This is a genomic window from Longimicrobiales bacterium (assembly GCA_035764935.1).
GTDB lineage: Bacteria > Gemmatimonadota > Gemmatimonadetes > Longimicrobiales > RSA9 > DASTYK01.
The window spans coordinates 20125-34498 of the sequence record DASTYK010000050.1 but is presented as its reverse complement, the minus strand read 5'-3'; the positions used below and the strand labels follow the sequence as shown (position 1 = coordinate 34498).

Here is a 14374-nt window from a genome sequence, read left to right as displayed (position 1 = left end):
CGCCAGCGCTACGCCGACCTCGCCGTGCACCCCGACGTACGCCGCGTCTTCCTGGCGCGCACCCGCATCGTCACGGCGATCCGGCGCTTCCTGGACGGACGCGGCTACATCGAGGTCGAGACGCCGATCCTGCAGCCGCTCTACGGCGGCGCGTCGGCCCGGCCCTTCACGACCCATCACAACGCGCTCGACATGCCGCTGTACCTGCGCATCGCGGACGAGCTGTACCTGAAGCGGCTGATCGTCGGGGGCCTGGAGCGCGTGTACGAGATAGGCAAGGACTTCAGGAACGAGGGGATCGACCGCACGCACAACCCCGAGTTCACCATGCTCGAGCTGTACCAGGCGTTCGCCGACTACGGCGACATGATGGACCTGGTCGAGCAGATGCTGGTGAGCGTGGTCGACGAGCTGTACGGCGGTGAGCGGACGGTCACGTTCCAGGGCCGCACGATCGACTTCACGCCGCCCTACCGGCGGCTGCCGTTCCTGGAGGCGCTGCGGGTCCATGGCGGCCTGGACGCGGCCGCCATGTCGGATGACGAGCTCGCGGCGAAGGCGCGCTCGCTCGGCGTCGAGGACGTGGACACAATGGGGCGCGGCAAGCTGCTGGACGAGCTGTTCGGCGAGCTGGTCGAGGAGCACCTGCACGACCCCGTGTTCATCACGGACTACCCGCGCGAGCTGTCGCCACTGGCCAAGCCGAAGCGCGGGGATCCCCAGCTCGTCGAACGTTTCGAGCTGATGATCGCGGGTCGTGAGATCGCCAACGCGTTCAGCGAGCTGAACGATCCGTTCGATCAGCGCGAGCGCTTCGAGGCACAGGTCGCACTGCGTGCGCGCGGCGACGAGGAAGCGCAACAGCTCGACGAGGACTACCTGCGTGCGCTGGAGTACGGGATGCCGCCCACCGGTGGCGTCGGCATCGGCATCGATCGTCTGACGATGCTGCTGACGGACCAGGCGTCGATCCGGGACGTGATCCTGTTTCCGACCATGCGGCCGGAATAGCGATCGTGCGCAACCTCGAGTGGTACGTCGCCCGGCGCTACCTGGCGAGCCGTCGCAAGGGCCGCTTCGTCTCCCTCATCACGCTGATCGCGGTCGGTGGCGTCACCCTGGGCGTGATGGCGCTGATCTGCGTCATTGCGGTGATGACGGGACTGCAGCGCGACCTGCAGGAGAAGATCCTCGGCAGCAACCCGCACGTCTACGTGTTCGAGCAGGGGCAGGGCTTCCGCCTGAGCGGCTGGCAGGAAGTGCTGCCGGAGGTGCTGGATACCGAGGGCGTCGTGAGTGCCGAGCCGTTCGTGCTCGCCCAGGTCGGTGTGCTGGGCCAGACGGCGACACCCGGCTCGCTGTACGGGATCAAGCCCGGGATAGCACCGGAGCCGCTGACGGACATCGAGCGCGGGCTCCGCGACGGCACCTACGCGCTGGGTCCGACGCAGAGCGGCTATCCCGGCGTGCTCGTCGGCAGCCGACTTGCGCAGCGCCTCGGCGTTCTGCCGGGGGACACCGTGACCGTCGGCTCGTTCGAGAACATCAAGACGGGTCCCCTCGGCGAGCTGATGCCCGAGCTCGCGAATTTCGAGGTGACCGGCGTCTTCCAGACGGGGATGTACGAGTACGACCTGAATTTCATGTACGCCGAAATGGCACCCGTCCAGGAGCTGCTCGACTACGATTCCGCCACGGTCTCGGGGATTGCGGTGAACATCACGGATCCCTGGCAGGCGGAGGACGTGGCCGGCGCCCTCTTCACGAAGCTCGGGTTCCCGTACTACACCGACAACTGGATGACACTGAACGCCTCGCTCTTCTCGGCTCTCAAGCTCGAGAAGCTGGCAATGGCGATCATCCTGTTCCTGATCGTGGTGGTTGCCGCGTTCAATATCGTGAGCACCCTGATCATGGTGGTCACCGACAAGACGCGGGAGATCGGGATCCTGAAATCCATGGGACTCACGGACAGCGCGGTGCTCCGCATCTTCCTGCTGCAGGGGCTTGCCATCGGGCTGATCGGTACGCTGCTGGGCTCGATCGGCGGGTTCCTCCTGGTCTGGCTGCTGGACCGCTACCAGTTCATCGAGCTGCCCGGCGACGTGTATTTCATCGATCGACTGCCGGTCGCGCTGGACCCGCTCGACGTCGTGCTGATCCTGGTCGCCAGCATCGCGGTCGCGCTGATCGCGACGATCTATCCGGCGCGCACCGCCTCGCGCCTGCAGCCGGTCGACGCGATCCGCCATGATTGACGCGCACGGCTTCGCCCGGAACGGCGCGGTACTCGCAGGTCGCGGCCTGGTAAAGCGTTACACCGAAGAGGATGGCAGCGAACTCGTCATTCTCGACGGGGTAGACATCGAGGTCTCGGCGGGCGAGGCGGTCGCGATCATCGGCGCCTCGGGGGCGGGAAAATCGACGCTGCTGCACCTGCTCGGCTGCCTCGACCGGCCCACGGCCGGGACGGTCCTGGTCGACGGCCGGGCGGTCGACGAGCTGGCCGACCGGGAGCTCGCCGCCGTGCGCAACCGGTCCATCGGCTTCGTCTTTCAGTTCCATCACCTGCTGCGTGAGTTCACAGCGCTGGAAAACGTGATGATGCCGCAGTTGATCGCCGGAACGTCGGAGCCGGAGGCGGCGGAGCGTTCGCGGGAGCTGCTGAGCGCGGTAGGCCTGGCGGAACGGGCGTCGCATCGCTCCTCGCAGCTCAGTGGCGGCGAGCAGCAGCGGGTTGCGGTCGCGCGGGCACTCGCGAACCGGCCGGCGGTACTGATCGCGGACGAGCCGAGCGGCAACCTGGACACGCATACGAGCGAGCAGCTCCATGCGCTGTTCTTCGAGCTGCGCCGCACGACCGGGGTCGCGCTCGTCATGGCCACGCACAACCGCGAGCTGGCCGAGCAGACCGACCGGATCCTCCTGCTCAAGGAGGGTCACCTTCGAAGCAACGTTTCGTCGCAGTAGGGAATCAATGCTCTGCGAACAGTGCGGACAGAACGAGGCGGTGCTCCACCTCACGCACATCGAGAACAACCAGATGAAGTCGCTTCATCTGTGTGAATCGTGTGCCGCGGAGAAGGGGCTGGACACGCCGCACGACGATGCGCCGCTGCCGCTCACGGACTTCCTCGCCAAGGTCAACCGCGGCGAGTCGACGGTTACGGGGCCTTGCGCGTTCTGTGGTATGAAGCTCGACGAGTTCAAGAAGCTGGGCCGCCTCGGCTGTCCGCAGTGCTACGTCACGTTCGAGCCGCACCTGTCGGGGCTGCTCCGCCGGCTGCATGGCGGAACCCAGCACGTGGGCAAGGTCTACCTGCCGCCCGACCCGACGCATGCGCAGCAGGAACAGCGGCTCGCCGGGCTGCGCCGGAAGCTGGACCACGCCGTGCAGTCGGAGGACTTCGAGCGCGCGGCGCAGCTGCGCGACCAGATCCGGAACCTGGAGCGGGCCGGCTGATGCTGGATCTGTCGAACCTCTCGGATTTCGGCCTCGGCTGGCTCGAGGCGAGCGGCCCCAGCAGCGACATCGTGCTGTCCACGCGGGTTCGTCTCGCGCGCAACCTGCAGGGGCACCCGTTCAGCCCGAAGCTGCGCGACGCCGAGCGCCGCCAGATCTACGAGCAGATCCGCCAGGCCACGGAGAAGAGCGCGCTCAAGGGCGGGATCGCTCTGGACGTGGCGGCCCTCTCGCCCCTGTCCCGGCGCGTGCTGCTGGAGCGGCACCTGATCTCCCGCGAGCTGGCTGGAGAGGACGGCGCGGCACCGGCGCACGGCGCCGGTCTGTTCCTGGGGCCCAACGACACGCTCGGGCTGATGGTCAACGAGGAGGATCACCTGCGACTGCAGGTACTCACCTCGGGACTGCATCTGACGGGGGCGTACCACAGGCTGGACGAGCTGGACGAGGAGCTGGGCGCACTGCTCCCCTTCGCGTACCACCAGGAGTACGGCTACCTGACGAGCTGTCCCACGAACGTGGGGACGGGTCTTCGTGCCTCGATCCTGGTCCACCTGCCAGGACTGGTCCTGACCAAGGAGATCACCAAGGTACTGCAGGGGATCAACCAGCTCGGCCTCACGTTCCGCGGCCTGTACGGCGAAGGGTCGGAGGTGGTCGGGAACTTCTTCCAGCTCTCGAACCAGACCACACTGGGCAAGAGCGAAGAAGACCTGATCGAGCACTTGCAGAAGATCGTCGGCCAGGTGATACAATACGAGGAGAAGGCGCGCAGCGTGCTGCTGCGTGACGCCCCGGCGGTCATCGAGGACAAGATCTGGCGGGCCTATGGCCTGTTGCGGTACGCGCGCTCACTTTCCTTCGAGGAAGTGATGAACCTGTTGAGCGGCGTGCGGCTGGGCGTGAGCATGAACCTCCTTCGCGGGGTCCGTGTATACACGCTCAACAAGATCATGATTTACGCGCAGCACGCGCATCTCGAGCAGGCCGCAGGTCATCCGCTGACGGACGCGGAGGCGGACCTGCATCGTGCCACATATGTACGACTGGCGCTCGAGGACGAAGGCGGTATCCCGACCGGCGGTGAAGCCGCAGGCGGGAATCGGCGGTAGCAATCAGCCGGAGTTGGCTCCGGCGACGAGGCGACGATGAATTACAACTTCACCGACCGGGTCCGTAAGGTGCTGGCGATGGCGCGCGAGGAAGCCATCCGCCTGCAGCACGACTACGTGGGCACCGAACACATCCTGCTCGGCCTCATTCGCGAGGGCGAGGGGATGGCCGCGGCGGTGCTGATGAACCTGAATGTCGATCTGGAGCAGATCCACGAGCGCATCGAGGAGTCGGTGCGCAAGGGGAAGGCAACGATCGCGCTCGGTGAGCTGCCCTACACGTCGCGTGCGAAGAAGGTGCTCGAGTACGCGATGGCGGAGGCGCGCGAGCTGAACCACTCCTACGTCGGCACCGAGCACCTGCTGCTCGGCCTGCTGCGCGAGGAGAAGGGCATCGCCGCACAGGTGCTGAACTCGCTCGGCGTGTCGCTCGAGGACGCGCGTGCCGAGACGCTCAAGATGCTCGGCAGCGACGTGAACCCGTCGCAGCCATCGGGCGGCAGCGGCTCGGGCGGCGGCAGCACGAGCACGCCCAAGGGCGAGAAGAAGTCCAAGACGCCGGCGCTCGATCACTTCTGCCGCGACCTGACGGAGCTGGCACGCGAGAACAAGCTCGACCCGACCATCGGCCGGGCGAAGGAAATCGAGCGCGTGATGGAGGTGCTGTCGCGCCGGAAGAAGAACAACCCGGTGCTGATCGGTGAGCCGGGCGTCGGCAAGACGGCGATCGTCGAGGGCCTCGCCCAGCTCATCGCGAGCGGGAACTGCCCGGACAGCCTCAAGGACAACCGCGTCCTCGCGCTGGACATGGCCGCCGTGATCGCGGGGACCAAGTACCGCGGCCAGTTCGAGGAGCGGCTCAAGGCGATCATGAACGAGATCGCTCAGAACAAGAACGTGATCCTGTTCATCGACGAGCTGCACACGCTGGTCGGCGCGGGCGCGGCCGAGGGCGCGATCGACGCGTCCAACATGCTGAAGCCGGCACTGGCGCGCGGCGAGCTGCAGTGCGTCGGGGCGAGCACGCTGAACGAGTACCGCAAGTACATCGAGAAGGATGGCGCGCTGGAGCGTCGTTTCCAGCCGATCATCATCGATCCGCCCTCCGTGGAGGAGGCGATCGAGATCCTGAAGGGTGTGCGCAAGCACTACGAGGATCACCACAAGATCGTGATCCCCGACGAGACGCTGATCTCGGCGGCGCGGCTGTCGGAGCGTTACATCACCGACCGCTTCCTGCCGGACAAGGCGATCGACGTGATCGACGAGGCGGGCGCACGTGCCCGGCTGGCCACGCAGGTGCCGCCGCCGGAGGTGGCCGACCTGCAGGAGAAGCTGGAGGCGCTGGCGGAGCGCAAGGACGAGGCGATCCGCGACCAGGACTTCGAGAAGGCGGCGGAGCTGCGCGACGAGGAGCGCGATCTGCAGGGCGAGATCCGTCGCAAGCAGGACGAGTGGGAGCAGGAGCGCAAGACGCACCGACCCACGATCGACGAGGAGGATGTCGGCTTCATCGTGAGCCGCTGGACGGGCATCCCGGTTTCGCGCCTGAAGCAGGCCGAGACGGAGCGCCTCGTCAACATGGAGGAGGAGCTGCACCAGCGCGTGATCGGCCAGGACGAGGCGATCAAGGCGATCAGCCGCGCGATCCGGCGCAGCCGCGCGGGGCTCAAGGACCCGCAGCGGCCGATCGGCAGCTTCATCTTCAGCGGTCCGACGGGTGTCGGTAAGACGGAGCTGGCGCGTGCCCTCGCGGAGTTCCTGTTCGCCGACCGTGACGCGCTGATCCGCGTCGACATGAGCGAGTACATGGAGAAGTTCTCCGTGTCGCGCCTGATCGGTGCACCGCCGGGATACGTCGGCTACGAGGACAGCGGCACGCTGACCAAGGCCGTGCGGCGCCGTCCGTATTCCGTGGTGCTGCTGGACGAGGTCGAGAAGGCGCATCCGGACGTGTTCAACATCCTGCTGCAGGTCCTCGACGAGGGCCGGCTGACGGACAACTACGGCCGGGTGATCGACTTCAAGAACACGGTGCTGATCATGACGTCCAACCTGGGCGCGCGTGACATCACCAAGGGCGGCCGTGCGCTCGGCTTCCACACCGCGACGGCGGAGGCGCAGTACGACACGATGCGCACCAAGGTGCGCGACGAGATCGAGCGTGCGTTCAACCCGGAGTTCCTGAACCGCGTGGACGACATCATCGTCTTCCACCCGCTGACCAAGGAGCAGATCGGCGAGATCGTGCACATCCTGCTGAAGGAGGTGCACACGCGGCTGGTCGAGGAGGGGCTGCACATGACGCTGACGGAGAGTGCGCTCAACTTCCTGGTCGACAAGGGCTACGACGAGAAGTTCGGCGCCCGTCCGCTGCGGCGCGCGATCCAGCGGTATGTCGAGGATCCGCTGTCGGAGAAGATCCTGATTGGCGACTTCCCCTCGGGCGAGGAGCTCGAGGTGGACGTGAACACGGCGGGCGACGGACTCGAGTTCCGGGTCCTTTCGACGAAAACCTGAACGGGTCCGTGCATCGAGTGAAGCTCCAGTTCCCAGCATGGGCCGCCGCGCTGGCGGCGGCCCTTCTCGTTTCGGGCCTCCCCTCGCTCAGCCCTCTGGCCGCGCAGGAACCTGCCGACTCGCTGCAGGGTCGCGTGGTGGTCAGCGCGATCGATGTCAGGGGCAACGAGCGCGTCGCGGAGGATCAGCTTCTCGCTGACCTCGGGGTGGCTCCGGGCGACACGATCGACTACCTCGACATCCAGCGCGGCATGCACCGGCTGTGGGCGACCGGACAGTTCGCCGACGTGCAGGTGTTCCTGGTCGGCGATCCGACCAATCCGCTGGCGCCGATCACCATGCGCGTCGACGTCGACGAGCACCCGCTGGTCGCGTCGATCAGCTTCGAGGGGCTCGAGAACGTGAGTGCCTCGACCGTGCGCGATACGGTCGGACTGCAGTCGGGCGTGCCGTTCAGCCCGGCGCGCGTAGCGGCAGCGGAAGCCATGGTCCGCTCGCTGCTCGCCGACCGGGGCATCCAGCTGCGCAGCATCGAGCACCGCCTGGTACCGGTCGAGGGGTCGCAGCAGGCGCGGCTGATCTTCGATGTGCGCGAGGGCGGACGGGTCGCGGTCGCGGACGTCGTGTTCGAGGGCAACACGGTCTTCAGCGACGGCGACCTCACCGGTGCGCTCGGCACGAAGCCGGAGGGGTTCCTCTGGTTCCGCCAGGGAACGCTGAACGAGGAAACGCTGCGGCAGGACCTGCGCGAAAAGCTGCCCGCGTTCTACGGGCAGCGCGGGTACCTGGATTTCGTCGTCGAGAACGACTCGCTGGTCGTCGATCCGGAGACGGGCAAGGGCCGGCTGATCATCGAGGTGAATGAGGGGCCGCAGTACCGCCTCGCCGACTTCGACGTGCGTGGCAACCGTCGCTTCGCGTCGGAGGATCTGCGTCGCTACTTCGAGTCGGGCCGCTCGCGCGGGCTGCTCGGCATCATCGGCCTGGGCGGCGGCAGCTCGAACGATTCGGTGTTCGACCTGGTCGCGTTCCAGGAGGCGACGCAGTCCGTCCAGCAGCTCTACAACAACTCGGGCTACCTGTATGCGCAGGTGGAGCCGGTGATCGAGCGGATGCCGCCCACCGACAGCACGCCGGCACAGGTCAGCGTCGCGTGGCAGATCAACGAGTTCCAGCCGGCGTACATCCGGAACGTGGCGATCGCGGGCAACACGTACACGCACGAGGACGTGATCCGCAACCAGCTGCTGCTGGTGCCGGGCGACGTGTACAGCGAGGAGCTGCTGATCCAGAGCTACCGCCGGATCAGCGCGCTGGGCTTCTTCGAGACGCCGATCCCGACGCCGCGCATCGAGCCGGACGAGGAGACGGGCGACGTCGACATCACGTTCGAGGTGGTCGAGAAGCAGACGGGCTCGATCAACTTCGGCACGGCACTCGGCGGAGCCTCCGGCATCGCCGGCTTCCTTGGCTACGACCAGCCGAACCTGTTCGGCCGGGCGAAGAGCGGGCACCTGCGCTGGGAGTTCGGCAGCTACTCGAACAACTTCGAGGCGAGCTACTCGGATCCGGCACTGCTCGACTCCAACGTGAGCGGCTCGCTCTCGGTGTTCAGCTCACGCGACCGCTTCATCAGCCTGCCCGACGGGCGGCGCCGCCGGACGGGCGCATCGCTCCGGTTCGGGCTGCCGCTGCCCACGGATCCGCGCTACAGCCGGCTGATCGTTGGGTACTCACTCTCTCGCACCTCGTACGAGCAGTTCGACGAGGAGGACGTGGAGTCGATCTTCTCGCAGCCGCCGGGCATCCAGAGCGGCATCACGCTCGGCCTGCAGCGCTCGACGATCGACCATCCGATGTTCCCGACGATCGGGACGCGGCTGGACGTGTCGGCGGAGCTGAACGGCGGGATCCTGGGTGGTGACGGCGAGTTCCAGCGCTACATCGGCTCCAGCTCGATCTGGGTGCCGATGGGCACGCTGGGTGGCGACTCGCCCGGCAGCAGCCCGATCCGCTTCACCCTCGGGCTGACCGCCGAAGGCGGCGCCATCTTCGGGGACGTGAGCCGCTTCCCGTTCGAGAAGTTCTACATGGGCGGCGTCCAGTTCGGCCGCAACCTGCGCGGCTACGACGAGCTGGAAGTCACGCCGATCGGCGTGATCGACAACGACGACCGCCGTTTCGCCACCGCGGACCGCCTGGGCAACGCGTTCCTGCGGCTGAGCGCAGAGTACGCAGTGCGGCTCAACGACAACATTTCGGTCAGCACCTTTTACGATGCCGGCGGGGTATTCTTCGAGCCGCAGGAGATCAACGTGCTGAAGCTGGCGCGCGGCGCCGGCGTCGGCGTGACACTGGTCACCCCCTTCGGCCCGATCGGCCTGGACTACGCATACGGCTTCGACAAGCCGAACCCGGGCTGGCAGCTGCACTTCAAGTTCGGTCAGGGCTTCTGATTTCACGCGAGCACGAGGAAAGAGGACGTATCATGAAGAAGCATCTCGGCGCGGTGTTCGCCGCGCTCGCATTCGTCGCACTGGCCGGACCGGCGGCGGCACAGCAGCAGCCGGTGCGGGTTGGTTACATCAACACGCAGAAGCTGCTCCAGGACGCGCCCGGCACGCAGGACGTGCAGCAGCGCATCCGCACGGAGCTGGCGCCGTTCGAACAGCAGCTGCGTGCCCTCGAGGACTCGCTGCGCACCTTGCAGCAGCAGTTCGGCCAGGAGCCGGCGGGTCTCTCCGAGCAGGCGCGTACACAGCGCCAGCAGGAGTTCCAGACCAAGGCGCAGGGGCTGCAGCAGCGTGCCGCCCAGGTGCAGCAGACCGCGGCCCAGAAGCAGAACGAGCTGCTCGCTCCGGTGATGCAGCGCATCGAGGAGGCGATCAGTGCGGTGCGCCAGGAGGGCGGTTTCGCAATGCTGTTCGACGCGGCGACGGACGCGATCGTCTCGGCCGACACCACGCTGGACATGACCGAGCGGGTGCTCGCTCGCCTGCGCCAGCAGGGCTCCGGCCAGTAACAACAGACTGCAAGCGACAGGAGCCGTGAGAGCGAGCGAAATCGCAGCACTCGTGGACGGCCGAATGGAGGGGCGCGGCGACCCGGAACTGACGGGCGTCGCGCCCCTCGATCGTGCCGGTCCCGCAGAGCTGTCTCTGCTGTCCCACCCCCGCTACGCGCCGCAGCTCGCAGGGACGCGCGCTGGCGCGCTCCTGGTCGAGGAGAAGCTGGCGGACCGGCTCGATGGCACCGTGCCGGCGATCCTGGTGAGGAACGCCCAGGGGGCGATGGCGCAGATCCTCCCCAGGTTGTATCCCGAGCAGCGACCGGAGCCGGGTGTTCACCCGAGTGCAGTGATCGCGCCGGACGCCGTGCTCGGCGCGGACGTGTCGATCGGCGCGTACGCGCAGATCGGGGCGGGTGCACGGATCGGTGACCGTACGCGGATCGGCGCATACACCGACGTCGGTGCGGGATGCTCGCTGGCCGAGGACGTCGTCGTGCATCCGCACGTCACGCTCTATCCGGGGGTGCGGATCGGCGCACGCAGCATCGTGCACAGTGGTGCGCGCCTCGGCGTCGAGGGCTTCGGCTATACATGGGACGGCAGCGCGCACCGCAAGGTGCCGCAGGTCGGCGGGTGCGTGATCGGCGCGGAGGTCGAGATCGGCGCGAACGTGACGATCGACCGCGGGTCGATCGGCGACACCGAGATCGGCGACGACGTGAAGATCGATAACCTGGTGCACATCGGTCACAACGTTCGCGTGGGGCCGCACACGATCATCATCGCACAGGTGGGTATTTCCGGCAGCACGCGGGTCGGCGCGGGCGTGACGCTCGCCGGCCAGGCCGGCGTGGCGGGGCACCTGACCATCGGGGATCGCGCAACCGTGGCCGCGCAGGCCGGCGTGTTCGGCGACCTGGATGGGGGTGTGACCTACAGCGGTTATCCCGCGCGCCCACACCGCGAGGCGTTGCGCGCGCAGGCCGCGCTCTTCAGACTTCCCCGCCTCATGGATCGTATCCGCGCGCTGGAGCGCGCGATCTTCGGGAAGGAACAGGGGAGCGAATGACAGCGCCGGAGCAGCAGACGATCGGCGGAGAAGCGACACTCGAGGGCGTGGGCCTGCACACGGGCAGCACCGCCCGCCTGACATTTCTGCCGGCGGAGGCGAACGCAGGCATACGGTTCCGGCGTGTGGACCTGGACGGCCGGCCGGAGCTGCAGGCGCGGCTCCAGCACGTGGCGTCGACCGACCGTGGCACAACGCTCGCCCAGGGCGACGTGCGCGTGCACACCATCGAGCACGTGCTCGCGGCCGTGAGCGCACTCGGCATCGACAACATCATCATCGAGATCGACGGCCCCGAGATCCCGATCCTCGACGGCAGCTTCCAGCCGTTCTTCGAGGCGCTCGAAACGGCGGGGCTGAATGCGCAGGGCGTGCCACCCCACGTGATCCGGCTGAACGCGCCGGTGTCCATCGGGGAGCGGGGCAGCCCGAGCTACTCCGCGCTGCCGGCCGAGCACCTGCGCATCTCGACGACCATCGAGTTCGACCACCCGCTGATACGCCGCCAGTTCGGCTCCTGGGACGTGAGCCCCGACGCCTTTCGCGCGGAGCTGAGCGCTGCCCGCACGTTCGGCTTCATGAACGAGGCTGAAGCACTGCGTGCGCGCGGGCTTGCACAGGGTGTCACGCTCGATAACGCCGTCGTGCTCAATGACGAGGGGCTGGAGCAGGGCGAGCTGCGCTGGGACGACGAGTTCGTGCGCCACAAGGTGGGTGACATCATCGGCGACCTGGCGCTGCTGGGCGGGCGGCTGCACGCACACGTGATCGCGGACCGGCCGAGTCACGCCGGCAACCTGGAGCTGGCGCGCGCGATCGCCGAGTCGGTGCGTCGCAGCCCGGCGGTGCAGGGCATCGTGGACATCAACCGCATCATGCAGCACCTGCCACACCGCTACCCGATGCTGCTCGTCGACCGGATCATCGAGTACGAGTCGGAGCGCCGCATCGTCGGGATCAAGAACGTCACGATCAACGAGCCATTCTTCCAGGGGCACTACCCGGGGCACCCGGTGATGCCGGGCGTCCTCATTATCGAGGCGATGGCGCAGGTCGGCGGACTGCTGATGATGGGGTCGATCCCGGACGTCGAGGAGAAGATCGTGTACTTCATGTCCCTCGACAACGTGAAGTGGCGCCGTCCCATCACTCCGGGCGACCAGATCCGCTTCGAGGTCGAGGTGCTGTCCATGCGCCGTCACGTGTGCAAGATGCGTGGCGAAGGGTTCGTGGACGGCAAGCTCGCCGTCGAGGCCGAGATGATGGCACGCATCGTCGATCGGTAGGGGGACGAGTTGGCCATTCATCCGACGGCACTGATCGATGGCAGCGCGGAGCTGGGCGCAAACGTCGAGATCGGTGCGTACAGCATCGTCGGCCCGGGCTGCCGGCTCGGTGACGGCACGCGACTCGGGCCGCACGTCGTGCTCGAGCGCGACGTGCATCTCGGCAGCGACTGCTTCGTGGCAGCCGGTGCTGTGCTCGGCGGGGATCCGCAGGACCTGAAGTTCGGGGGTGAGGTCGCGCCTGTGGTCGTCGGCGATCGTACGACGATTCGCGAGTGCGTGACGGTGAACCGCGGTACGGCTGCGCACGGGCGGACCGAGGTCGGCGAAGATTGCCTGATCATGGCGTATGCACACGTCGCGCACGACTGCATCATCGGCGACCGCGTGATCATCGCAAACGCGGTGCAGATGGGCGGCCATGTCGAGATCAGCGACTGGGCGATCGTGGGCGGACTCACCGCGATCCATCAGTTCGCGCGCATCGGCGCGCATGCGATGGTCGGCGGCGCCTCGGCCGTACGCAAGGACGTTCCGCCATTCGTGAAAGCGTCCGGTCATCCCATACACATCATCGGGTTGAACACGGTGGGGCTGCGCCGCCGCGGCTTCGAGAACGGCGCACTGCGTCCGATCCGCCAGGCGCACCGGCTGCTCTTCCAGTCCAGGCTGAACGTGACGCAGGCGCTCGAGCGGATCCGCGGCGAGGTGGAGCAGACCGACGAGGTGCGGCAGATGATCCGCTTCATCGAGACGAGTCGGCGCGGGATCGCGGTATGAGCGCGGTCCGCACCGGGGTCATCGGGGTCGGTGCGCTGGGCTTCCATCACGCGCGCATCCTGCGCGAGCTGGAGGGAAGCGACCTGGTCGGTGTGCACGACAGCAATCCGGAGCGGCTCGCGGAGGTAGGAGAGAAGCTGAGCGTGCCGACGTTCGCGGATGCGGGTGAGCTGCTCGACCGTGTCGACGCATGCGTGATCGCGGTCCCGACGCAGGCGCACGAGCGTGCGGCGCTGGAGGCACTGACGCGGGGTGTGCACGTGCTGATCGAGAAGCCGATTGCGCCCTCGATCGATGCGGCGGACCGGATCCTCGCGGCTGCAGCGGGTGCGGAAGCGATCGTGCAGATCGGGCATGTCGAACGCTTCAACGGCGCGGTACGCGCGTGTGAGCCGTGGCTCGACGACCCGCTGTTCGTCGAGTCGCACCGGCTCGCACCGTTCAACCCACGGGGCACCGACGTCGCGGTCGTGCTCGACCTGATGATCCACGACCTCGACCTGGTGCTCAGCATCATGAAGCGGCCGGTCGTCTCGCTCGCTGCGGTAGGTGTGCCCGTGCTGACGCGCAGCCCGGACATCGCGAACGCGCGCCTCGAGTTCGAGGGCGGCGGCGTCGCCAACCTGACGGCGAGCCGCGTGTCGATCAAGCGTGAGCGCAAGATCCGCTTCTTCCAGCGGAGCGGCTACATCAGCCTGGACCTTGCCGCGGGTACCGGTGAGTTTCTGCGGCTGCGTCCCGGGATCGACGTCGAGTCGCGCATGGCCGCGCTCGCGGCCGGTACGGACGACGGCAGCAGTGGTGGCCTGCCCATGGCCGCAGGACTGCTCGAGATCGTCGAGCGCATCCCGCTGGAGGGCGACGGCGTCGAGCCGCTGCGCCCCGAGCTGGCCAGCTTCCTGGCGGCGGTGCGCGGGGAGGAGGCGGTGGCGGTGAGCGGCGAAGATGGAAGGCGCGCGCTCGCGGTCGCACTGGACATCGTAGAACGGATGCGGACCCATGTCACTGATCGAGAGACGGCGTGAGCGACGGGACGGCTTCGGCGGACCGAAAGGGAGGCCGAAGACGTGGAAGCTCGTGCTTGGATTTCTGCTCGTGCTGTACATGATCTGGTACCTGAGCCGCTACACCTGA

Annotated in this window: 13 protein-coding genes; all 13 read left to right on the top strand. The window is 67.4% G+C overall.

The window, feature by feature from the left end:
* A partial coding sequence (lysS, locus tag VFU06_03785) for a lysine--tRNA ligase (GenBank protein HEU5208511.1) occupies positions 1–1011 on the top strand: 1011 nt, incomplete at its 5' end.
* A 5-nt stretch (positions 1012–1016) separates the two neighbouring features.
* Complete coding sequence (locus tag VFU06_03780) at positions 1017–2258, top strand: FtsX-like permease family protein (GenBank protein HEU5208510.1); 1242 nt, start codon at positions 1017–1019, stop codon at positions 2256–2258.
* Positions 2251–2970 carry an ABC transporter ATP-binding protein gene (locus VFU06_03775; protein HEU5208509.1) on the top strand — a complete coding sequence of 240 codons (720 nt, stop codon included), beginning with the start codon at positions 2251–2253 and terminating at the stop codon, positions 2968–2970. Before VFU06_03780 ends, VFU06_03775 begins: the two co-directional genes overlap by 8 nt.
* A 7-nt stretch (positions 2971–2977) precedes the next feature.
* Positions 2978–3463 (top strand): UvrB/UvrC motif-containing protein, encoded by a 486-nt coding sequence (locus tag VFU06_03770; GenBank protein HEU5208508.1) that lies wholly within the window; start codon positions 2978–2980, stop codon positions 3461–3463.
* Positions 3463–4575, top strand: a complete 1113-nt coding sequence (locus VFU06_03765) for a protein arginine kinase (GenBank protein ID HEU5208507.1) — start codon at positions 3463–3465, stop codon at positions 4573–4575. The genes VFU06_03770 and VFU06_03765 overlap by 1 nt, the downstream gene beginning before the upstream one ends.
* A gap of 36 nt (positions 4576–4611) precedes the next feature.
* Positions 4612–7095: an ATP-dependent Clp protease ATP-binding subunit gene (locus VFU06_03760; protein HEU5208506.1), complete on the top strand. Its 2484-nt coding sequence runs from the start codon at positions 4612–4614 to the stop codon at positions 7093–7095.
* A gap of 17 nt (positions 7096–7112) precedes the next feature.
* Positions 7113–9551 (top strand): outer membrane protein assembly factor BamA, encoded by a 2439-nt coding sequence (gene bamA / locus VFU06_03755; protein ID HEU5208505.1) that lies wholly within the window; start codon positions 7113–7115, stop codon positions 9549–9551.
* Positions 9552–9583: 32 nt separating this feature from the next.
* The gene (locus VFU06_03750) at positions 9584–10117 is read left to right on the top strand and encodes an OmpH family outer membrane protein (GenBank protein ID HEU5208504.1); all 534 of its coding nucleotides are present in this window, start codon (positions 9584–9586) and stop codon (positions 10115–10117) included.
* Between the two features lie 25 nt (positions 10118–10142).
* Positions 10143–11174, top strand: a complete 1032-nt coding sequence (gene lpxD, locus VFU06_03745) for a UDP-3-O-(3-hydroxymyristoyl)glucosamine N-acyltransferase (GenBank protein ID HEU5208503.1) — start codon at positions 10143–10145, stop codon at positions 11172–11174.
* A complete protein-coding gene (gene lpxC, locus VFU06_03740) occupies positions 11171–12460 on the top strand; it encodes a UDP-3-O-acyl-N-acetylglucosamine deacetylase (protein HEU5208502.1) in 1290 nt (429 codons plus the stop codon). Before lpxD ends, lpxC begins: the two co-directional genes overlap by 4 nt.
* 9 nt (positions 12461–12469) lie before the next feature.
* Positions 12470–13240 carry an acyl-ACP--UDP-N-acetylglucosamine O-acyltransferase gene (lpxA, locus tag VFU06_03735; GenBank protein ID HEU5208501.1) on the top strand — a complete coding sequence of 257 codons (771 nt, stop codon included), beginning with the start codon at positions 12470–12472 and terminating at the stop codon, positions 13238–13240.
* On the top strand, positions 13237–14265 hold the full coding sequence (locus tag VFU06_03730) for a Gfo/Idh/MocA family oxidoreductase (GenBank protein HEU5208500.1): 1029 nt from the start codon (positions 13237–13239) through the stop codon (positions 14263–14265). Before lpxA ends, VFU06_03730 begins: the two co-directional genes overlap by 4 nt.
* Positions 14240–14374, top strand: a complete 135-nt coding sequence (locus VFU06_03725) for a hypothetical protein (protein ID HEU5208499.1) — start codon at positions 14240–14242, stop codon at positions 14372–14374. Before VFU06_03730 ends, VFU06_03725 begins: the two co-directional genes overlap by 26 nt.

Coding starts and splice junctions, on each gene's coding strand:
- VFU06_03775 (HEU5208509.1), top strand. CDS start 2,251: ATGATTGACGCGCACGGCTTCGCCCGGAACGGCGCGGTACTCGCAGGT.
- VFU06_03770 (HEU5208508.1), top strand. CDS start 2,978: ATGCTCTGCGAACAGTGCGGACAGAACGAGGCGGTGCTCCACCTCACG.
- VFU06_03765 (HEU5208507.1), top strand. CDS start 3,463: ATGCTGGATCTGTCGAACCTCTCGGATTTCGGCCTCGGCTGGCTCGAG.
- VFU06_03760 (HEU5208506.1), top strand. CDS start 4,612: ATGAATTACAACTTCACCGACCGGGTCCGTAAGGTGCTGGCGATGGCG.
- VFU06_03750 (HEU5208504.1), top strand. CDS start 9,584: ATGAAGAAGCATCTCGGCGCGGTGTTCGCCGCGCTCGCATTCGTCGCA.
- lpxC (HEU5208502.1), top strand. CDS start 11,171: ATGACAGCGCCGGAGCAGCAGACGATCGGCGGAGAAGCGACACTCGAG.
- VFU06_03730 (HEU5208500.1), top strand. CDS start 13,237: ATGAGCGCGGTCCGCACCGGGGTCATCGGGGTCGGTGCGCTGGGCTTC.
- VFU06_03725 (HEU5208499.1), top strand. CDS start 14,240: ATGTCACTGATCGAGAGACGGCGTGAGCGACGGGACGGCTTCGGCGGA.